This is a genomic window from Neobacillus sp. WH10 (assembly GCF_030123405.1).
In the GTDB taxonomy this organism is placed as follows: Bacteria; Bacillota; Bacilli; order Bacillales; family Cytobacillaceae; genus Neobacillus.
The window spans coordinates 5,258,900-5,280,664 of the sequence record NZ_CP126110.1; the positions used below are offsets into that span (position 1 = coordinate 5,258,900).

General features: G+C 32.8%; 18 protein-coding genes and 1 pseudogene. 2 read left to right on the forward strand and 17 right to left on the reverse strand.

Annotated elements, in window-relative coordinates:
• The first annotated feature begins 321 nt into the window (after nucleotides 1-321).
• On the forward strand, nucleotides 322-1,893 hold the full coding sequence (locus QNH20_RS25440) for a SpaA isopeptide-forming pilin-related protein (protein WP_283920697.1): 1,572 nt from the start codon (nucleotides 322-324) through the stop codon (nucleotides 1,891-1,893).
• A gap of 142 nt (nucleotides 1,894-2,035) precedes the next feature.
• Nucleotides 2,036-2,662 carry a class A sortase gene (locus QNH20_RS25445; protein ID WP_283920698.1) on the forward strand — a complete coding sequence of 209 codons (627 nt, stop codon included), beginning with the start codon at nucleotides 2,036-2,038 and terminating at the stop codon, nucleotides 2,660-2,662.
• Nucleotides 2,663-2,676: 14 nt separating this feature from the next.
• Here the strand turns inward: QNH20_RS25445 and QNH20_RS25450 are convergent.
• The 17 genes and pseudogenes from QNH20_RS25450 to QNH20_RS25530 all read right to left on the reverse strand — a co-directional run.
• Nucleotides 2,677-2,814, reverse strand: a pseudogene (locus tag QNH20_RS25450) (GNAT family N-acetyltransferase); the annotation flags it as partial.
• 12 nt (nucleotides 2,815-2,826) lie between these two features.
• Nucleotides 2,827-2,970: a hypothetical protein gene (locus tag QNH20_RS25455; RefSeq protein WP_283920699.1), complete on the reverse strand. Its 144-nt coding sequence runs from the start codon at nucleotides 2,968-2,970 to the stop codon at nucleotides 2,827-2,829.
• A gap of 1,632 nt (nucleotides 2,971-4,602) precedes the next feature.
• On the reverse strand, nucleotides 4,603-5,730 hold the full coding sequence (locus QNH20_RS25460; protein ID WP_283920700.1) for a DegT/DnrJ/EryC1/StrS family aminotransferase: 1,128 nt from the start codon (nucleotides 5,728-5,730) through the stop codon (nucleotides 4,603-4,605).
• A gap of 33 nt (nucleotides 5,731-5,763) precedes the next feature.
• Nucleotides 5,764-6,330 (reverse strand): acyltransferase, encoded by a 567-nt coding sequence (locus QNH20_RS25465; RefSeq protein ID WP_283920701.1) that lies wholly within the window; start codon nucleotides 6,328-6,330, stop codon nucleotides 5,764-5,766.
• Entirely contained in the window at nucleotides 6,327-7,409 is a 1,083-nt protein-coding gene (locus QNH20_RS25470; protein WP_283920702.1) for a Gfo/Idh/MocA family protein, read from the reverse strand. The genes QNH20_RS25465 and QNH20_RS25470 overlap by 4 nt, the downstream gene beginning before the upstream one ends.
• 12 nt (nucleotides 7,410-7,421) lie before the next feature.
• A complete protein-coding gene (locus QNH20_RS25475) occupies nucleotides 7,422-8,729 on the reverse strand; it encodes a nucleotide sugar dehydrogenase (RefSeq protein ID WP_283920703.1) in 1,308 nt (435 codons plus the stop codon).
• 337 nt (nucleotides 8,730-9,066) lie between these two features.
• Nucleotides 9,067-10,488: a lipopolysaccharide biosynthesis protein gene (locus QNH20_RS25480; protein ID WP_283920704.1), complete on the reverse strand. Its 1,422-nt coding sequence runs from the start codon at nucleotides 10,486-10,488 to the stop codon at nucleotides 9,067-9,069.
• A gap of 264 nt (nucleotides 10,489-10,752) precedes the next feature.
• On the reverse strand, nucleotides 10,753-12,018 hold the full coding sequence (locus tag QNH20_RS25485; RefSeq protein ID WP_283920705.1) for a hypothetical protein: 1,266 nt from the start codon (nucleotides 12,016-12,018) through the stop codon (nucleotides 10,753-10,755).
• Nucleotides 12,015-13,169, reverse strand: coding sequence for a glycosyltransferase (locus QNH20_RS25490; RefSeq protein ID WP_283920706.1), 1,155 nt, complete (start codon nucleotides 13,167-13,169; stop codon nucleotides 12,015-12,017). Before QNH20_RS25490 ends, QNH20_RS25485 begins: the two co-directional genes overlap by 4 nt.
• A gap of 210 nt (nucleotides 13,170-13,379) precedes the next feature.
• Entirely contained in the window at nucleotides 13,380-14,555 is a 1,176-nt protein-coding gene (locus tag QNH20_RS25495) for a glycosyltransferase family 4 protein (RefSeq protein WP_283920707.1), read from the reverse strand.
• Nucleotides 14,556-15,686 carry a non-hydrolyzing UDP-N-acetylglucosamine 2-epimerase gene (wecB, locus tag QNH20_RS25500; protein WP_283920708.1) on the reverse strand — a complete coding sequence of 377 codons (1,131 nt, stop codon included), beginning with the start codon at nucleotides 15,684-15,686 and terminating at the stop codon, nucleotides 14,556-14,558.
• A gap of 2 nt (nucleotides 15,687-15,688) precedes the next feature.
• The gene (locus QNH20_RS25505; protein WP_283920709.1) at nucleotides 15,689-16,798 is read right to left on the reverse strand and encodes a capsular polysaccharide biosynthesis protein CapF; all 1,110 of its coding nucleotides are present in this window, start codon (nucleotides 16,796-16,798) and stop codon (nucleotides 15,689-15,691) included.
• Nucleotides 16,799-16,812: 14 nt separating this feature from the next.
• Nucleotides 16,813-17,850 (reverse strand): nucleoside-diphosphate sugar epimerase/dehydratase, encoded by a 1,038-nt coding sequence (locus QNH20_RS25510; protein ID WP_283920710.1) that lies wholly within the window; start codon nucleotides 17,848-17,850, stop codon nucleotides 16,813-16,815.
• 5 nt (nucleotides 17,851-17,855) lie between these two features.
• Complete coding sequence (locus QNH20_RS25515; protein WP_283920711.1) at nucleotides 17,856-19,061, reverse strand: glycosyltransferase family 4 protein; 1,206 nt, start codon at nucleotides 19,059-19,061, stop codon at nucleotides 17,856-17,858.
• Between the two features lie 50 nt (nucleotides 19,062-19,111).
• Nucleotides 19,112-19,831, reverse strand: coding sequence for a GNAT family N-acetyltransferase (locus QNH20_RS25520; protein WP_283920712.1), 720 nt, complete (start codon nucleotides 19,829-19,831; stop codon nucleotides 19,112-19,114).
• 14 nt (nucleotides 19,832-19,845) lie between these two features.
• On the reverse strand, nucleotides 19,846-20,469 hold the full coding sequence (locus QNH20_RS25525; protein ID WP_283920713.1) for a sugar transferase: 624 nt from the start codon (nucleotides 20,467-20,469) through the stop codon (nucleotides 19,846-19,848).
• On the reverse strand, nucleotides 20,462-21,715 hold the full coding sequence (locus QNH20_RS25530; RefSeq protein ID WP_283920714.1) for a DegT/DnrJ/EryC1/StrS family aminotransferase: 1,254 nt from the start codon (nucleotides 21,713-21,715) through the stop codon (nucleotides 20,462-20,464). Before QNH20_RS25530 ends, QNH20_RS25525 begins: the two co-directional genes overlap by 8 nt.
• Between the last annotated feature and the right edge of the window lie 50 nt (nucleotides 21,716-21,765).

The window sequence follows — 21,765 nt, forward strand, 5'->3', positions numbered from 1 at the left end:
TATTATCTTGACGTAGTATCAATAGTTTAAGTTATGGTAAAATCTACATATAGGAGGTGAGACAAATTTCTCCTATTATGTCAAATAAAGAGATTAGCAGATTGGAGGGAGAAAGTAGACTCAGAAAGTTAGATTTACAGAAAGTTAACAGAATATTTAGGTATTTTCAAACAGCAATTAAATGCTATAAAAAAAATCGATGTACAGTTGATTGTGAATTGGCATTTATAATTGCAAACTACTATTCAAAGCCTGTTGAAGAATTATTTCAAGTAACACGTTTTTAAGCTCGATCTTTGAAAAATGAATAGGAGTGAAGAAATGGCTGGAGCAGTTCGACATAACAAAGTCTTTTCTGTTGTATTCACTATTGTAAGTATTTTTATGCTTTTTCTTTCTATGGTATTTCCGCATATTAAAGCAAGCGCAGAAGTATTAACACATGAAAAATACAACAACAAAGGCTGGGTGTTCTCAAAACACTTGGGTTTCTTTATTGAAACAGATATTATCAGGTTATCTGATGGACGTATTGCATATTGTTTAGATGAACGCTTAAGCTCTCCAAATGGTCATGATTTAGAGCCTAACGGTAGATTAAGTGATAAAGCATATCGTGTTATGGCATATGGTTATCCTGAAAAAACACCGGAACAATTAGGAGCAGCTAATTGGCAGGAAGCACATTTCGGTACACAAATTGCGCTTTGGGTAGTTAATACAAATATTAACTATGAAGACTTACGTTTTGACAATGCAAATGTTAAAGCGGTAGTTGACCGTATTTTAAATGATGTAAGAACGCAAGAAACAACACAGGACTTATATTTTGAAGTTTCTCCTACTTCAAATGTTGCTAAAGTTGAAGGTGACTTCTTCAAAGCAGGAGCATTTAAAGTAACAACAAATGCAAAAGGAACATATACACCAGAAGCAATTAATGCACCAGAGGGTACATATTTTGCTAATGCAAATGGTGAAAAGAAAACAACATTTAATAATGATGAAGATTTTTATGTGTACTTTAACAAAAACGTAGCTTCAGGTAGCTTTAACATTAAAGTTACAGGTGATTTATTCAAAACAGAAACAATATGGTACAAATCATATGATGAAGGCATTCAAAATGCAATGTCTTTAGGTGTAGTAAAAAATACACCAGTCCAAGACAATTTAAGCGTTAACTGGATTTCAAAAGGTTCATTAGAATTAGTAAAAGTTAATGAAAATGGACAAAGATTAGCTGGTGCAAAATTCGATGTAAAAAATGCAAAAGGTGAAACTGTTGCTACAATCACAACTGACGAAAACGGTTATGCTAAAGTAGATAATCTTAATCTAGGCGTATATACAATTGTTGAAACAGAAGCGCCAACAGGTTTTGTTTTAGATCAAAAAGAAATTGCTTTTGAAGTTAAAGAAGATGGTCAAGTAATTAAATTAGAAGCAACAAATAAAAAGATTACAGGCACACTTGAAATTACAAAAGTGGATGTGGTAGGTAGCAAACCACTTCCAAATGCGAAGTTTGAAATCTTTGACGAAAACGGTAATAAAGTAGTAGAAAAAGTCACTGATGAAAACGGAAAAGCAATATTTGAAAAATTGCCTTTCGGGAAGTACACATTTAAAGAAACGGTTGCTCCTGACGGCTATTTAATTAACGAAACAGTAGTACCATTCGAGATTAAAGAAAATGGCGAGGTTATCAAGCATACAGTTTCAGATGAAAGAATTCCGACTCCTGAAAAGCCTGAACAGCCAAAACCTGAAAAATCTCTACCACAAACAGGTGGTCAAGAGGATAATACAATGAAATATGCTGGATTAGGCGCAGCAGCAACAGCTTTAATTGGTCTTGCTTATGTTGTAGCAAGAAGAAAAGAAATCTAAATTCCCCTCTTTAAGTTTATGAAGCGGTATCACTAATAAGTGGTATCGCTTCGTTAGTATTAAAATTGGTTTATTGTAAAGAAATGAATGTTAGCACAAACTGTAAATCGTGTTTGTGGCCAACATTCAAAAAGGAGTAAAAATGAAAAAAGTTATCTTTTTAATCGTACTATTTCTATTTGGTATAGGAATGTATTTTTACCCTGAATATGAAAAACATGAAACTGAAAAAGTGCAAAAAGAACATGTTAAAGAATTATTAAAAGAAAAGCAGCCATATGAGGAAAATGTAAGTACCGTAGAAACAGATGCCAGTAATTTAAATCGAGTTACTTTTAGTGAAGTTAAAAACGCTAAATTTACAAAGAAAAATGCCATAGGTAAATTGGTTATTCCAAAATTTGATTTTTCTGTACCGATTTATGCTAATGCAACAGAAAAACATCTATTGATCGGAGCAGCCACTTTAAAAAGTAATCAAGTTTTCGGACAAGGTAATTACTTATTAGCGGGACACAATATGTCACGTAGTGGTGTTTTATTTAGTGATATTCCAAAATTAAAAGAAAATGATGCTGTGATAATTGAAGATAATTACAAACAATATAAATACAAAGTAAAAGAGAATAAAACAGTGTTACCAAATGCCGGTGAAGTTTTAGAAGAAGATGGTACTAATAAATTAACTCTTATAACTTGTCTTTCAATTAAAGATAATTCAAAAAGAGTTGTAGTAGTTGGGAATTTAGAAGAAATAAAAGAAAAGTAGCATAAATGGCAGGAAATATTACTTAGTTTTTCAAGCAAATACTCCATAATTTTTTTAGCAATTCCTTGCCTTTGAAAATCTCGATGAACCACAACATCATAAATTGCGGCATTAAAAACACCATCTGTCATCGCTCTACCAAACCCGATTATTCTACTATTAACTCAAACTAATGCTATGACATTACTTGCTTCAAATATTTTTCTAATTATAGCGTTTGTATGCCTTGTCCAGCCAACAGAAGCATAAACTTCCTTCATTTCATCGAGATTTACATTAGTAAAGTCACTGTTTATTCTAATTTCCATATAAACACCTCCGGCTATCGGGAAATGGTCAACCGCCCATCCGCTATGTAAGTTACTAGAATGGTTGTAGCAATATTCTATAAATAACTTTATAAAAATACTAAAGGAGAGACAATCATTTTCACTAAATGACTGACTCTCCTTTTCTTTTACTATATAAATCATTCGACAAATATCGAGCGGTGACAGGCACCGGGATTTCAAAAAAAATTGCTGAAAGGTGCAATTAAAATAAGGATAGTAGTAGATTCAAACCTCTGTTTTCACTAATTCAACATCCTTTCGACGGATTTCCATATATGCTATACTAATCAATCGTTTGGTTGAAACAGCAGTAATGCATTGATCCATAAGAATTTCCCCTACATTTCTGAAAAGAAAATTGTCGAGAATCGCAAGAGAAAATTGCAGATAATAATCCACTTGTTTGCAAAATCTGACTATCTTCACTTGAACTTACATCATTCTATCTTTCCCCCGTAATTCCACCACTAATTAAACGATTGATTGAAAGTAGTCTCAGTATGCTCCAATTCAGGATTCGCCTTTTAAAATGTCTAAAAAGAATGTTGAAAGCTGTCTCAAAAAATTACTTTAAATAGGAACCACAGATCGCGGATCTACTGGAATTATCACCAAACCTAATATGGTGCCTTATGATAGAAACCTTACGGAAAGTATAATGAATGATAAAAAACTGCGTTTTTCAAAATAAAGTGATCCAGATTTATTCCAAATAAATAAGGTTCAGTCCTGCTGCTTAAACAGCGGAACTGAACCCTTAATTATTGCGTTCGAGATGGAAATGAAGCACAAGAACCGTCCCTACGCTTCCGCTGGGAAAGCACTCATAACTGTTGGACTCCTTCTCAACTTATTGAGGAATATAAATATGTCGAGAAAAAATAAATTTATCATGACAAATTTCTCCCTAAATCTCAACCTATTATTAGCTATCATTAATATAATCAATCTCATGTATAAATTGAACTACTAAAAAATCTCCTTATGTCCTCCAAGTAAAATTAATGCAAAAAACGCTATCCCTTTAAGACCAATACTTTTTTACCCAATCAACGTAAATCTAGCTTTTTCTTTTGTTAATAGTGCTAAACTTCGTTGTTTTAAACCTCTAAAAATGTAAGCGGGTACATTTATTGTTAAAAAAACATAATTGAGACAAAACTGTGATCTATAGCAACTATCGAACTCAGTAGGAGTGGATTTCATGGAAAAGCAAGGAAATCTTTTAGTTGGATTGTTTTGGGGTACGTCTCTTAGTGTTCCATTATGGTTTGCATTTTTCGGTTGGCTTAAACTAGTCACTCATTTCATTTTCCGATAAAAGTATGACATTGTAATAAATAACTTTTACTATAATTGAAAAATAAAAGCATATACATTGTTATTGCCACTTTAAAACAAATGATTGATTAATATTAAAACTGTAAACGTACACTATTATCAAAGGCAGACATTTTATTGACACTATTTATTGGTAACAATCAGTGACTTTTTGTCAGATATTTTACGGTAGTACTGAAATAAAAAAAGGAAAGCATCTCATCGTTATACTGCTTCCCTTTCCATTGAATACTAGAACCCATAACCTTATATATAATATTAGATATATTACTCTATAAATTGCTTAATCACACCACAAACCTTATTTACTTCCTCTTCACTCAAATAAGGATGCATCGGCAATGAAAGGACTGTGTCACAAAGTTCATTAGTTATATCAAACTCTCGATCATCAGATTCCAAATCTGAGAAAGCATCTTGTTTATGCATTGACTTAACATAATAAATCATGCTAGGAATTCCATGATCTTTTAGTTTTGCTTGTAAACCATCCCGCTGTTCCTTATTTTTAAGCTTAATAGTATACTGAGCGAAACTTGAATAAAACCCATTTGGTATATATGGGATCTCAACAATTCCATCTAATCTTTCATTATATAATTGATATATTCGGTTTACATCCTCTACTTCATGATCAATAAACGCTTTAAGTTTCACTTTTAATATGGCAGCCTGGACGGTGTCTAGTCTTGAATTAACTCCAATCCTAACATTGTCATATTTATTATCGCCTTTACCATGAACTTTTAAAGACTTAAGTAATTCTGCTAATTCATCATCATTAGTAAAAATAGCTCCGCCATCCCCATAACAGCCTAGAGGTTTAGCAGGAAAGAAGGAAGTGGTTGCTGCATCTCCAAAACTACATGCTCTTCTACCATTAATGCTACCTCCAAACCCTTGGGCTCCATCTTCTAACACTAATAAATCATACTTCTTAGCAATTCTCTCTATCTCAATATAGTCTGCTGGGAGGCCAAATAAATCAACAGGAATAATTGCTTTTGGATTTAACTTTCCTTCTTCAATTGTTTTGATAATTGCTCTTTCTAGCTTAATAATATCAATATTAAAAGTTTCCCTATCTACATCTACAAAAACAGGTGTTGCACCTCTAAATGAAACAATTTCTCCAGTTGAGAAGAATGTAAAGTCTGGTATAAATACTGCATCTCCATCTTTGATATCCCATGCCATCATCACTAAATTCAATGCGTCTGTACCGTTGGCACAAGTAATACAGTGTTTAACCCCAACATAATCAGCTAATTGATCTTCTAGCTCTTTTACTTCTTTGCCACCTATAAAGTTTGCATTAGTTAGTACTTCCTGCACAGCGAAATCAATTTCCTGCTTATATTTCTGATACTGTGTCTTTAAATCTCTGAATTCCATAATCCACCAATCTCCATCACGATTTGATTTTCCTTATTCAGATTTCTCTTTAAGCTCTCCACTATTATGTATATATTCTCTGCCGCATTCATTACATTTCAATTCATTTTTTAAAACCATTCCACACTCACACACCCAGCCCATTTGTTTGGCAGGCACTCCTGCCATTAAAGCATAGTCTGGAACGTCCTTTGTTACTACTGAACCTGAAGCAATCATTGCCCAGCGGCCGATAGTATTGCCACATACTATAGTAGCGTTTGCTCCAATAGATGCACCATATTTAACAAGCGTCTTTTTATAGCCCTCGGTACCTTTAGGATATTTACTTCTAGGAGTTAGATCATTAGTAAATACCATTGAAGGACCACAGAATACATAATCTTCTAATTCAACACCTTCATAAACCGATACATTATTCTGGATTTTTACTCCATCGCCAATTTTAACGTTATTAGAGATATTGACATTTTGTCCTAACGAGCACTTCTCACCTATTTGAGCACCTTTTTGAACATGGCTAAAATGCCATACTTTTGTGCCAGCACCTATGGTTACATTATCATCTATATAACTGCTTTCATGTACAAAGAAGCTCATCGATCAAACCGACCTTTGAAATCCAGCGAGCTGCATTTATCTAATGGAAGTTTAACGCTCTTACCTTCAGTTGCAGATTTATAAATGGCAAGCACAAGTTCTAGTGCTCTTCTTCCATCTTCAGCTGTAACATAAGGCTGTCTATCATTTTGAATTGCATCAATTACGTCAGCATAAAGAGGTTTATGTCCAAATCCATAAACACTTGGTGGATTTTCATGATACTTTGCTTTGACATCCTCTGGATCATCTAGCATATCTGCAAACTGCCATTCTTCAATAAGATTGACAGATTTCCCGCCAGCTTTAACTGTTCCTTTTTCCCCGAATATATACAATGTTTCTTCAAGGTTGTTTGGATAAATATTTGTAGTCCCTTCAACAATTCCATAACTTCCATTAGAAAACTTGATTAGCGCCATACCTAAGTCTTCCGCTTCGATAAAGTTATGTTTCAAATTATCAGTCATACCGACTACTTCTACTATTTCATCTCCCATCATCCAGCGAAGAAGATCTAGATTATGGATACACTGGTTCATCAGTGCTCCTCCGTCTTGTTCCCATGTTCCACGCCAAGGAGCTTGTTTATAATAATCTTCTCCCCTATTCCAACGAATATGAGCAGTTCCATGAAGTAATCTTCCAAAGCGCTCTTCTTCTACCGCTTCTCTGATTTTTTGAATAGATTTATTAAAACGGTTTTGATGGCATGCACTTACCTTCACATTTTTCTCTTTAGCCTTTGTAATAATTTCATCAGCTTCTTCTAGTGAAAGCGCGATAGGCTTTTCAATAATAAGATTGATGCCTGCATTAATACAATCTAAAGCGATTTTGCCATGTTTACCGCTCTCAGTGCAAATGGCTACTAACTGCGGTTTTTCTTTTTCAAGTAACTCCTTATAATCAGTATATAGAGGAGTAGATTGCGGAAGTTTAAATTTTAAGACTTTATCCTCCATATTTTCGGGTACAATATCACATAAACCAACAATTTCAAGTTCATTTTCTATAGCGGCTGCTATATGATTGGGTGAAATTCTTCCACAGCCAATAATTGCATATCTTAGACTCATGATGCTCCCCCTCTATAATAATTCTATATTATTTCTATCATTTACATGCTTCATTGCATTTTTAGTATCAAATATAGCCTTTGCATGTTGCTGTACAAAATCGTAATCTACCAGTGTGTGTGCAGTTGTTACTATAACTAGATCAGCACCTTCAATAAGTTCAGCTGTTAATTCAGATTCGCCTTTTTTAATCTTTCCATGATCACGATACTCCAGAACATAAGGGTCAAAGTAAACAACTTCCGCCCCTTCTTTTTCTAGCTCTTCTATTACTCTAAGTGCAGGGCTCTCTCTATAATCATCAATATCTTGTTTATATGCTACACCAAGTACCAGGACTCTTGAACCATTCATTGCCTTTTTGTACCTATTTAAGATTTTACTTGCTCTCTCCACACAGTATTCAGGCATACGATCATTAACCATCATAGAAGATTCTATCATAGAAGTATGGAATCCATATTCACGTGCTTTCCAAGAGAGATAGTATGGATCGAGCGGAATACAGTGCCCTCCAAGTCCTGGCCCAGGATAAAACGCCTGAAATCCATATGGTTTAGATTTTGCAGCATCAACCACTTCCCAGAAGTTAATTCCCATCTTATTACATAGAATAGATAGCTCATTTACAAGACCTATATTTACATTTCTATAGGTGTTTTCCAGGATTTTCTCCATCTCAGCAATTGCAGGAGATGACACACGGTGTATCGGGGCTTCAAGTATACTTTCGTATAGTACGGCTGCGACATCAGTACATTTTGGAGTAATCCCGCCGACAACCTTGGGAGTGTTTTTAGTCTTATAAATCAAATTACCAGGATCAACACGTTCTGGTGAAAATGCAAGATAGAAGTCCTCACCACATTTTAGTCCGGATTTTTCAAGGATTGGCTTTAGAAGTTCTTCAGTAGTTCCTGGATAAGTTGTTGACTCTAGAACAATTAGCATATCTTTATGCATAAAAGGGACAATACTCTCAGCTGAGGCTCTAACATAACTGATATCTGGCTGTTGGTGTTCATCAAGTGGTGTTGGGACACAAATACATACACAGTCTGCTTTAGCAACCTGTGCAAAATCTGAAGTAGCTGAAAGAAGCCCTGACATCACTATTTCTTCGAGATCTTCATTGACAACATCACCAATATAATTCTTACCATCGTTAACCATTTTTACTTTAGATTCTTGTATATCAAAACCAATCGTTTTAAACCCAGCTTTTGCTTTTTCTACAGCAAGTGGCAAACCTACATATCCCAAACCCACAACTCCAAGTGTTGCTGATTTATTTACTAATTTTCCTAGTAAATTACTCATTATCAATTTCCTCCATTTAACATAGCGTCAAATTTGCTCTACTACATGCCCCTCACGGGATATCAACAATTTTAGGGACTTTAGACTATTAAAGTCTTTGATTGTGTATTCTTCCTCAAATAATGCCTTCTTTGGATTTCTATATACAATACTTATTACTAAATCTTAAAAAGGATAAAAGATATTGATTTCTAGACTTTATTTTTATAGGAAGGAGTTCTTTAGTTATTTTCTAATTCATATGTTAACTACAACCTACACTACATTTCCCTTAGAACTTCATGAACTCCTATATAAACTTTTATATAAATAAAACTAATCCCACAAAATGTATCACTTATTCTTTAACTTCGCTTACCCTAAATCTATTTTTTAAAATAGCTCCACATTCCAAGATTTCCTGCTTAAATAGAATGATAAGTATGGAAAATAGAATCAAACCTCCAAAATAAAGCAGAAAATTACTATCGATGAATACTACTAGAATTATCCATAATACTATAGCAGCTAGCATTATAATAGTTTCCAACATTTTATTCTCAAAATAATAATGTTTCAATCCAAAAAATGTACGCATTAAATAAAATACAACATAAGAAAAACCTACAGCCATGGCTGCACCCTTCATACCCAGGGTTGGAATAAATATTAGGCATAATAAAACATTAACAGCCAAAGATATTCCAGAAATAATAATATGCAAATGGGATTTTAAAACAAAATTAACTCCCTGAACAGTAGTTTCAGACATTGTATAAAGTACAGGCATTAAGGCTAGAAATGGTATAATTGATGCCGCCTCACGGTATTCTGAACCTAAAAATAGTACAAACACGTCTTTCAACAAAACAACTAAAATACAGGTAATGAACATAATAACAGTTATTATTTTGGACATTCTACTGTAAAAATTACGGTCTTCCGAATTGTATTTATACTGTTCTAGACTAATGGGTGCCCAAATTACTGCAAATGACGCTTGTATAACATTAAGTATTGCAATCACTTTAAATCCTGCTGTATAAATACCCAATTCCTCATTAGATACCCAAATATTTAAGAAAAGTTTATCCAAAGTCTGAAATAAAACTGTCATTAATGAGGAGATTAATAATGGTATAGAATACTTAAGAAGCTCTTTATAGTTTATTACTCGGATCTCTTTATCATTATCCTCAATTTTCCAGAATGATTTTGAGAATAACAAAATTATCAAAGAAAGGGAAATAAAGGTAAGTATATTCCCTATTATTATTGCGTATCTATCAGGTGATAGCAAAAAGGCCAGTGAAACAATGAATACTAAATCGAAAACTTTTTGAAGTACTTGAATTAACGAGTACCTATACCCATATTGCATCATACGTAAAATTAACAAGCTAAATTTAAAGAGAATTAAAGAGAATATATATAATATCATTAAAATTGAAAATGAACTGTCAGGAGAAATAAAACTTGATATCTTGCTATCAAAAATAAATAGAAAAAGTGAGAGTATTGAAGTAACCATTATACTTATTATATAGCACTTCTTTAATAAGTTTTTTTTCTTAGTTTCATAGAAAAAACGAACAAACGCTTGATCAAGACCTGCTAATGAGAATATACTTAGTACACTCACAATTGTTATAAATAAATTTGCAACACCATATTCGGATGGTGCAATAAGTCTAGTAATAATCGGTATTGTTATAATACCTATAAATAATGCCCCAATATTCCCTATTGAAAATGAAAACATTTTTTTTATTAGCAACAATTTTTATTACCTTCTCTAAATTTTTTAAGAAAACCTCAAATAAATTCAAACCTTAAATTATTTTCCGCCAAAACCTTTCGATAACTATTTTAAATAAAGATCACGCACAAGTACTTTTTTACTATAATATTATCTCACCCTACTGGTTCAAATTTATATTTTCTATAAATTCATTTACCTTCACCGTAATAAAAATAATACAACTTCATTATGTAAATTGATCGGGATACTAGCTTAAGTCCTGATATTCTTGGCCCAGTCGTGTTACCTAACCTTTATTTGTTTTTTCTTATATATACTAATTGCAATATACAGAAATGAAATCATAATCCAAGTTGCTCTAATCCTATTAGCTCCACTTGATGAAATACCTATAACAAAAAATGCAGGCGTAAATGACATTATGCAAACAGTTAAAAGGTTTGGCAACTTCCATCTGTATACTCTAAGAAAATATATAAATATCATGATGATTCCACCAAATATGAATATCCCATATTCACACATTATTTCTAAATAAAAATTATGCACATTAATACCAAGCAACAAAATACTCTGGCCTGGACCTACACCTAAAAAAGCGGAATTAATGAATCCTTTAACTGCCCCTTCTATTAAACGAATTCTTAATAAATCACTATTTACATTCGCTGGTGTGCTTAATAACAAAACTAATTCTTCTAACGAATAATTTGCAAATATTATAGTGCTAGCTAATATACTTATAAACAATAGCATAAAAGATACAATTTTAAACGTAGATTTACCAATTTTATACAATTTCACTAATATATAAAACAGAACTAAACTCACACCATACAGAACCATACCATAAATTGGAGCCCTAGCATCAATTTCAAGTAAAACAAAAACTGCTGCAATAATTGTAATCACTGTGAATATTTTATTCGTCTTAGTAAGTGCATAATTTAATATTAGAGAAACAATCCCCAAACAAATGAAGGTTGCGAAATCATTAATGTTTCCAAAAACTCCATATGGCTTATCATAGTTGTATAATTGATTTTCTATACTTACAGATATAATATGGTTTCCTGTGGTTATTTCCCAAAAGGCTATGAATAGATTTATAGTTAATCCAAGAATTAAACCTCTATTGAGAAAAATCAAATCCTCAATACTATGAATATTTAGTGCTATCATCATAACAATAAATATATTAACCACCAATGTTAAATAACTTGATATAGCATAATCATTTTGAAAAATAAATAACATTTGAAGTGTCGCATAAAAGAACCAGAATATAAAAAAATAAATATATTTTTTTATGTCATATGTCGAAATTATAATTCTGTTACTAAAATTCTCAACAATAAATAAAGCCATTGTTAATATGGCCATAATCCAAGATAGTTTAATGCCATATATATTAATTATTTCACCTAAACTAGAAGCTACTATCAAACAGAATAATGCAAATTGGGTCTTAGAATGATGTATTTTCTCTTTACTTACTTTACTGTTTTTGAGGTTTTCCTTGTTAAGAATATAAGAACCTACTGTCATTCTTTAATACACCTTTCATATATTAAATTTAGTCTGCTAGTAACTGGTTTTTCTCCATATTGGCTAATAGTTGCTCTACTTATTTCATTCTTATGGTAATCATTATAATTATTAACCATTTTTAACATTGCATCTGCCAACTGTACTTCATTATCGACATCAACTAAAACTCCATTGTCCTCATTAATAATCCATTCTGCACCACCATTACGTGTCCCGATTACCGGTTTACCACAGGCCAAAGCCTCAATATACACAACCCCAAAGGTCTCATTTGCGCTTGCAAGCACAAATGTATCACACGCTTGTAACTGATGTTTAACTTTTTCCCTGTCCATTTCTCCTAGCAAAAAGATTTGCTCATTCATCCCAAGATTATCTATTTGTTCTTTCAATTCATTGTACAATGAACCCCCGCCAATAATTTGTAATTTGATATTACCATTACCCTTGAAAGATTTTGTAAAAGCATTTATGGTTAACCCAAACCGCTTTCTCCCAATTAGGTTCCCGACGCTACAAAAAATAAAATCATCTAAGTGCCTATTTTTTTCTTTATATTGAAATAAGGAAGATACCATGTTTGGCACCACTTCTATTTTTTTATTGGTCCCTGTTAATTCAATAACACTTTGTTTAAGTCCATCCCCTACGCAAATAAAGCATTCAGCCATTTCTAAACATTTTTTTAGGTAATTAACCTCTATAGGTGAAAGATCTTTATTTATTATTTTGCTTGAATGTTCTGTAATAACTACCGGAATATTATTCATTTCTCCAATTTTACAAGCGCAATATCCAGCTGGCATATAAGAATGTGCATGTATAATATCAACTTGTTCTCCGTCTTCAACAATTTTACGATATACTCTATTTAAACGTTTATAAAAATTTGAGATCATTAATCTTTTTGCTCTACCTAACCCAAATGCAGGTATTGTATAGGAATAAACTATTACACCCTCATCATAAAATTTTTTCAACTTAAAATTATCTACATCAAAATAACCTCTTCTATCTTGAAAAGAAACATTTACAACAATTACTTTATGTCCAGCTTTATGCAACGAAATTGCTTGTTCTCTAAAAAATGATCCACTAAGAGGATTGCTTTTACTCGGATACCACGATGGTATTATCAATATATTCAACCGCATGTTCCCCCTTTAAATCATATCCTTACACCATTAACTTCATATTATTTAGTATAAAGTCTAATAAATTAAACTCTTTACTCAAATTAATAACTTACCTTGAATTACTTTCAACAAAGGAATAACTTCTAACTTATATGTAATAAACACTTCCCTCAAAAACAAACTTATATTTTTCCAAAATAAAAACAATTAGACTAATACATATTAATTATCTCCAAGTTTGATTGCCTGCCTAGAAATTCTTTCATAAGAGAACGTTTCATATCCCCTTGTCTTAGCAATAACTCTCATATTACTGTATAATTCATTATCATTCATTAGTATTTCAATAAATTCTTTGATTCTATCTTCATTATCATCATCTATAAACAAACAATTACCACCTACATCAACGTACTCCATACCTTCCCACCTTTTGCATATCAATGGCAATCCACTACAAATAGCTTGCTCCCATAAAGCTGATTTTGTACCTGGGAATATTGCAGCATCTGAAGCCATATAATAATCATAGACATCTTCCCCATTTAACCAACCGATGTAACTTACTCTATCATCTAATTTAATTAGTTTTAACATTTCCTGTTTTATGTCATCCGAAAAAACACCAAAAACTAATAGCTTTAATTTTTTATATTGAATTTTTTTTATTGATTTTAGCAGTAATTCAATATTTTTTCCTTTACTTAACTTTCCACCTGTTATTAATACAAAATCGTCTCCACTAATATTCAGACTATTTCTTATTTTTACCTTAATTTCCTCTTGGTTTTTAAAGTCGATTTTTTCTGTATCAGCACCTAAATACAAATACTCCATCTTCTCGTCTGAAACATTATACATTTCTTTAACAAAATCTCTACACCCTGGAGCTAATACAAAAATCTTCTTAATATATGGTAATGACTTTTGAATAACCCATTTATAAATCCTTTTATGTAGGATTTCCCTTGAAAATAAATTTTTTCCACTATTAATGTATGCAGCATGGTTATCCGCAATTAATTTACAATTGGGGTTATCTTTTACATACCTAGCGACCTCTTTTAAATCTAAAAATTGGATGCCGTGGTTAAATATTAAATCGGGCTGCTCTTTTTCAAGAAGTTTATAAGTTCCTTCGTATATTTTCAATTTTTCATTAAGTTTTCCTAACCATTTATATCTATAATCAATTCTTATTACTTTAATTCCATTAGAATTATTGTATTCTCCAGTTTTCGTGAGTTCCGGCTCTCCATTATCTTCTCTATATGTAAATCTAGAGGCAATTATAGTTACATCATGCCCGTTTTTTTTATGGTACTTAGGAATAAGGTTTTCTTGATAGCCAAAATTCTCTATATAAAAATTGGATAAACATAAGTGTACTATTTTCAATTAACCTTTCCTCCCCCAAACATTCCTATTAACATAATCAGTATAAGACAATATAATCCTAAGAACTTTATCTGATACATTAGGCATACTATAATCTCCTACAAATCTTAATGTATCTTTTTCTTGCGTTTCTAATATTTCAAGTCCCTGTAAAATTCTCTCTTTTTCAAGCCCAACCATCATTACTGATGCCTCTTCCATAGCTTCTGGTCTTTCATGAGCTTGTCTGATATTAAGTGATCTGAACCTAAGAATAGAAGATTCTTCACTAATCGTTCCACTATCACTAAGTACAGCCTTTGCTTTAGTTTGAAGTTTCACATAATCAATAAATCCTAAGGGTTTCATAGTTTTGATAAGTGGGTTAAACTCTATCCCTTTAGCATCAATCATATTTTTAGTTCTAGGGTGAGTACTTACAATAACAGGAATATTAAACTTTTCAGCGACTGCGTTTAAACTATCAACTAAATCTAGAAAATTGGTTTCTGAATTAATATTTTCTTCCCTGTGGGCAGATACTACAAAATATTTACCTTCTTCTAGTCCCAACCTTTTTAAAACATCTGATTTCTCTATATCATCTTTTCTAGAGTTAAGCACTTCAAACATGGGACTTCCTGTTTTAATAATCCGATCTGATGGGAAACCTTCTCTAAGGAGATATTCTCTTGCAATATCACTATAGGTCAAATTAATATCTGCTGTATGGTCAACAATTTTTCTGTTCGTTTCTTCAGGTACTCTTTGGTCAAAGCATCGATTACCTGCTTCCATATGGAAAATCGGTATATGTCTTCTTTTAGCTGCAATCGCACATAAACAACTATTAGTATCACCAAGTACCAAAAATGCATCCGGTTTTACTTCTTCCATGATAGGATCTATTTTAACCAAGATATTACCAATAGTTTCTACTGCTGTTCCAGTAGCTGCATTAAGAAAATAGTCTGGCTTTTTTAGTTTAAAATCTTTAAAAAACACTTCATTTAATTCATAATCATAATTTTGCCCTGTATGAACAAGCGTGTGTTCTATTGCATTTGATTCTTCTAATTTATTTATAACAGCTGACAGTCTTATTATCTCTGGTCTTGTACCAACGACTGTCATGACTTTTAATTTCTTCATTTTTATACCTCCAAGAAGAAAGTGTCCGGCTTTTCTGGATCGAAGCACTCATTTACCCACATTACTGTTACTAAGTCACAATTTCCTACATTGACAATCGAGTGGGTATATCCAGTAGGAATATCTACAACTTGTAACTTTTCCCCACTTACTCTATATTCAATAATCTCATCTGAATCCAATTTTCTAAATCGAATTAGCCCTTCCCCGCAAACGACTAAAAACTTTTCATTTTTAGTATGATGCCAATGGTTCCCTTTCGTTATCCCAGGTTTTGATACATTTACTGACACTTGACCTCTCTCTGGGGTTCTAATAAATTCTGTAAATGACCCTCTATGATCGCAATTCATCTTAAGATCGTACAAAAACTTATTCTCCGGTAAAAAACTTAAATATGTACTATAAAGTTTCTTAGTTAAAGAATCTTCCATATTAGGAATACTTAAATTTCCCCTGCTTTCTTTGAAGCTCCTTATTACATTTGCTAAATGACCAAGTTTGATGTTGTGTATTACAGGTATGGCACAGTAGTCACCTGAAATAGTTGGAGTCTCCTCTAAAGCTCTAAAAAATTCTTCTATTAGATCATCGATATAACAAAGAGTAAGTTCTGCATCCGGATTGTTTATCTGGATATCCATGTCTCTAGCTATATTATGGCAATAGGTAGCTACTACTGTATTGTAATTAGGCTTGCTCCACTTCCCAAATATGTTTGGCAGTCTATAAATGAAAACTTTTACATTAGTTTCTTTATAGTAATCAAATAATAAATCCTCGCCTGCCTTTTTACTTCTTCCATAAGGATTATCCTTTTCAGCTTGGATTGATGAAGTGATTAACACAGGCGCTTTATTATTAGATTTCTTTAGTAGTTCTAGCAATTCAGCTGTAAAGCCAACATTACCCTCTATAAATTCACTCTCATCTTTTGGTCTATTAATACCGGCAAGGTGGAATACAAAGTCACAATCTTGTGTGTATTTTTCTAGTAAAGATCGATCACTTTCTCTACTAAATTCATAAATATCGTTATACCCTTTATTTTTAAGTTCAGCTACAAGATTTTTCCCTACAAAACCTTGAGAACCTGTAACTAAAATTTTCATTTATGATTCCACCCCTAATTCAATATGTAACTTTTTTCATTCCATTTATTAAGCTCGTCTTGCACATAGTCTAAAGCAAGAAGTTTTTCCTTTATTTGTTCAATATTTAATAGTTCAGTATTTTGTGAGTTATATTCTTCAACGGTGGTTAACTTTTTATTTCCATCTACAAAATACTTATCATAGTTTAGATCCCTTTGATCTGCAGGAACCCTAAAGAAACCACCCATATCTTCCGCTACAACGTATTCTTCTCTTGTAAGAAGAGTCTCATATAACTTCTCTCCATGACGAGTACCTATTACTTTAATCTCATTTTCTGCATTAAATAGCTCTTTAACAGCTTGTGCAAGATCTCCAATCAAACTTGCTGGTGCTTTTTGCACCATGATATCGCCAGCAGCAGCATTATGAAATGCGAATATAACCAACTCTACTGCCTCTTCAAGACTCATTAAGTACCGAGTCATATTTGGGTCTGTTACCGTTAAAGGCTGTCCACTTTTAATCTGCTCAATAAATAATGGAATAACTGATCCCCTTGATGCCATTACATTACCGTATCTAGTACCACAAATAAGAGTTTTCTCTGGAGAAACAGTCTTTGATTTTGCAACAAATACCTTTTCCATCATCGCTTTAGATATTCCCATAGCATTAATTGGATAAGCAGCTTTATCTGTTGAAAGACAAATTACTTTTTTAACTCCATATTCGATGGCAGCTGTGAGTACGTTGTCAGTTCCTAAAACATTTGTTTTTACTGCTTCAAGCGGAAAGAATTCACATGAAGGTACCTGTTTCAGAGCAGCAGCATGAAAAATATAATCTATACCATGCATAGCATTTTTTACACTTGCTAAATCTCTAACATCCCCAAGATAAAACTTTAGCTTGTCATTATTAAAAAGTTTTCTCATATCATCTTGCTTTTTTTCGTCACGAGAAAAAATTCGAATTTCTTTTATATCTGTATCAAGAAATCTCTTCATTACAGCATTGCCGAATGAGCCAGTTCCTCCAGTAATTAATAATGTTTTATCTTTAAACATGTTCCCTACCTCACCTTTTCGAAATGCTTCTCTAAAATTTCAACAGAACGATTAACATTAAAATTATTTTCTAAATACTTACGTCCGTTAGCGCCCATTTGAGTCAGTCTTTCTGATTTGGCCATTTCTTTTATCTTTTTTATAAAACTATGTACATCCCCGGACCATACCCATTCACCACAGTTAGCCTTCTCAATCATTTCTTTAAGATCAGTGACTTTATCTGTAGCTGCAATGACTGGCTTTGCATATTCCATATATGCAAGAATACGAGATGGATAATTTGGTATGGTGAATCGCGGGTCAAGTACAATCAGTCCAACATCACATTCTTTTGTTATTTGTTCGTACTCACTTCTTGGTAGATTCTCAATCACAATAGCATTGTTTATACAATACTCTTTTATAGCTAGTTCTAACTTATATCTATCAGTTCCCCTACCAATAAAAAGGAAGTATATATCTTTTTCATTCTTACATTCTTTAATGACTTCACATAAAAGGTCTACATACTGTGGTCTGCCCATGTTTCCACCAAATAAAAAAACACATGATTCTTCAGGAATTCCGAATCGCTCTCTTATAGGAAAACCTTCTGAATTTATACTATTTGTTAATTTCTTAGTATTAGGGAAAATTTCCATTTTCTCTGATTTAATCCATGAATTATGATTTAACACATATTGCTTATTGGCAGTAGACATAGCACCAATGTGATCTGCAGTTTGTAATAACTTTTTTTCCTTTGATTTGAAATATCGATGTAAAATACTGTTTCCTTTTATTATTCCTAAATCTACCGCATTCTGAGGAAAAATATCTTTGAGCATTAGATATGACGGACAGCTGAACTTCTTCTTTGCCCAGGCTACCAAACCTGCATTTGTTACTGGTGGTGACTCAAACAAGATAAAATCAAATTTTCTACTCCCTAAATACTTATCTATGCCCTTTTTCATTAACATTGGTATTTTCAGAGTAGTTATTCCTTTTTCTATAAAACCTACATCATAATAATTTCCAGTTACAATACGCAATACATCAAAACCACGTTCTTTTTTCATTTCAGTATATTGTTTGTTCTTAGCCTGTTCAGATACAGCCACTGTAATCTCATGACCCGCTTCATGAAGTGCCTCTGCTAAATCTGTATATATTGTAGCTCCCTTACCTGGCTCCGGAAACGAAGTTGCAATGTAAAGTACTCTCAAAAAAATCTCTCCTCAATTTCTGCTCCACACAATATCTTTAGCTATCTAAACTATAAATTCCATAGGTGATAAACTTGATGGCAGCCTGATTGTTTACAACCACACTTATAATAAAAGTTAATTGCGCCCATATTCCGTACTTGGGTACCAACTCTAATTTCATCGCAACCACGTTGATGTGCTTTAATTTCAACTGCTTTAAATAAACTCGTACCAATACCACTCTTACCAACATTTTGTGACACAGCAATCAGCTCTATTACACATGCATTATCTGAATAAGAATGTAATAGAAATCCATTAATATTACCATTTTCATCCTTAGATAACGCATAAAATTTATTTTGCTTTCCAAAGGAATTAATAAGCCATTGATGATAGACTTGATCCCCACCACGACTGGCCAGTTGAAGATCCTCTGTAAACTTTGAAAATTGAAAATCAGCTATATCCATCACTTGATTATTCCTCGTTAATGATTGATGAACTGAGATGTTCTTTGGTATATCATGTAGGCCTTCTACCTTTTTAACAAACTGAATGTTGACATCAGCTAAAAACGCCGATGTATCCTTTCCAATCATTTGTGCATTACTAGGTTCTGAGTTACGATTCTCGATGGAAATAAACTGATAGTCTTTAAAGCTAATTTTCAGTTCATCCCATTCATTAAGTGTAAGTGGCTTATACAAAATGGCTTTAGCACTTGTGACACCAAAAAACTCTGTGTCCCAGTTTAATTCATAGAAGCTGACTTTATTTTCCTCCATAAGAAACTCCTATCTTACATTCCCATATCAGAACTTTGATTAGAATTTTTATCAGTTACATAAATATCTTCATGCTTCAACACTGATATCGCTGTTTTAAAAAATATTTTTATGTCAAGCCACCAAGACAAGTGGTCAATGTAGTAAATATCATTTTGAATTCTTTCTTTCCAAGGCACGGTATTTCTGAAGTATGCTTGATTATATCCAGTAACGCCTGGTCTAATTTCTAGTTTTCGCTCTTCATTTCCCTCGTAAAGTTCAAGATGTTCCGGTAAGTCTGGTCTTGGCCCAATGATGCTCATGTCCCCTTTAATAATATTTAAAAGCTGAGGTGTTTCATCAAGACTAGTTTTACGAATAAACTTTCCAATTCTAGTTAGCCTAGGATCATCTTCAGCATTAAAGGTTGAACCATCTTCATTTCTAAGGTCAGGTGCATTCATTTTCATCGAACGAAATTTATACATCTTAAATACTTTCCCATTCATCCCTAACCGAGGTGCATTATAGAAGATTGACCCTTTATCTTGGAAATAAATAATTGGTCCTACAATAACTAAAATTAACAGCCAAAATGGAAAAGCTATTATTGCTAGAATTAAATCTAATAATCTTTTTAAAAATCTCTTATACATTCTGTTTCTCCATTCGAGAAACTTTACTTAAGACTTTATTTACTACCTTTTTTAAAGACTTAATAATATACATTACATCTTCATCACTAAGTAGAGTATGAAGCGGTAACGTAATCTCATTCTTATAAACATTAAAAGCATTAGGGTAGTCTTTAATATTAAATCCTAAGTTCTTGTAGGCCGTAAACATTGGCAATGGCTTGTAATGAACATTACATGCGATACCCGCTTCAGCCATCTCAACAATTATTTCATTTCTTTCATCTTCCCTAATTCCAGGTATTCTTGCTAAATAAAGATGCCCAGAGGAGGTGAAATTTTCTCCATAATGCTGCAATGCATGAATCCCTAATGATAATAGTCCATTATCATAAATTTCAATAATCTCTCTACGTCTTTTCATGATATTTTCATATCTATTTAACTGTATCAAACCAATCCCTGCCATAATATCAGTCATATTGCACTTATATGCAGGATAGACAATATCATATTCCCATGCACCTTTTTGGGTTTTAGCCAATGCGTCTTTGGACTGGCCATGTAAGCTATAAAGCATAAATTGTTTATATAGCCATTCATCATCTAACCCAAGACCGCTTCCCCAAACAACAGCTCCACCTTCAGCTGTTGTTAAATTCTTTACTGCATGAAAAGAGAAACAAGTAAAATCTGCAACTTGTCCACATTTTAAGCCACTTCTTTCAGCACCAAATGCATGAGCAGCGTCTGTCATTACAACTATTCTATTAAATAAAGCTTGAAGTCCATTGTTAGCTTTAAAAAGACCCTTCTTGCTTTCTACTATTTCATATATAATATCGTAGTCACACATCTTTCCCGCTAAATCAACCGGAATAATTACCTTTGTCTTCTCAGTAATGGCAGCAGCAAGTTTTGAATAATCCATTTCAAAAGAATCTGGTGCTGTATCAACCAGTACAATTTTTGCCCCAACATGATCGATAACCGATGCAGATGCTGTATACGTATATGACGAAGTTATTACTTCGTCACCAGGCCCTACCCCTAAAATACGAAGTGTTAGTTCCATAGCAGCAGTCGCAGAGTTAAGGCATACTGCTTTATTAACACCAACATATTCAGCAATTTTATTTTCAAACTCTTTTGTCCTAGGACCAGTTGTAATCCAACCTGACTGCATTGCCTTTATAACTTCTTCAATTTCTGCATCCGTAATATCTGGAGGAGAGAAAGGGATGTTTCTCAATTTGGTATTAATCATTTTATTTTCCTCGCTTATTCAGGTTTTGGTTTTTGGAAATTAATAAAAAT

Coding starts and splice junctions, on each gene's coding strand:
- QNH20_RS25440 (WP_283920697.1), top strand. CDS start 322: ATGGCTGGAGCAGTTCGACATAACAAAGTCTTTTCTGTTGTATTCACT.
- QNH20_RS25445 (WP_283920698.1), top strand. CDS start 2,036: ATGAAAAAAGTTATCTTTTTAATCGTACTATTTCTATTTGGTATAGGA.
- QNH20_RS25455 (WP_283920699.1), bottom strand. CDS start 2,970: ATGGAAATTAGAATAAACAGTGACTTTACTAATGTAAATCTCGATGAA.
- QNH20_RS25460 (WP_283920700.1), bottom strand. CDS start 5,730: ATGGAATTCAGAGATTTAAAGACACAGTATCAGAAATATAAGCAGGAA.
- QNH20_RS25465 (WP_283920701.1), bottom strand. CDS start 6,330: ATGAGCTTCTTTGTACATGAAAGCAGTTATATAGATGATAATGTAACC.
- QNH20_RS25470 (WP_283920702.1), bottom strand. CDS start 7,409: ATGAGTCTAAGATATGCAATTATTGGCTGTGGAAGAATTTCACCCAAT.
- QNH20_RS25475 (WP_283920703.1), bottom strand. CDS start 8,729: ATGAGTAATTTACTAGGAAAATTAGTAAATAAATCAGCAACACTTGGA.
- QNH20_RS25485 (WP_283920705.1), bottom strand. CDS start 12,018: ATGACAGTAGGTTCTTATATTCTTAACAAGGAAAACCTCAAAAACAGT.
- wecB (WP_283920708.1), bottom strand. CDS start 15,686: ATGAAGAAATTAAAAGTCATGACAGTCGTTGGTACAAGACCAGAGATA.
- QNH20_RS25505 (WP_283920709.1), bottom strand. CDS start 16,798: ATGAAAATTTTAGTTACAGGTTCTCAAGGTTTTGTAGGGAAAAATCTT.
- QNH20_RS25510 (WP_283920710.1), bottom strand. CDS start 17,850: ATGTTTAAAGATAAAACATTATTAATTACTGGAGGAACTGGCTCATTC.
- QNH20_RS25520 (WP_283920712.1), bottom strand. CDS start 19,831: ATGGAGGAAAATAAAGTCAGCTTCTATGAATTAAACTGGGACACAGAG.
- QNH20_RS25525 (WP_283920713.1), bottom strand. CDS start 20,469: ATGTATAAGAGATTTTTAAAAAGATTATTAGATTTAATTCTAGCAATA.
- QNH20_RS25530 (WP_283920714.1), bottom strand. CDS start 21,715: ATGATTAATACCAAATTGAGAAACATCCCTTTCTCTCCTCCAGATATT.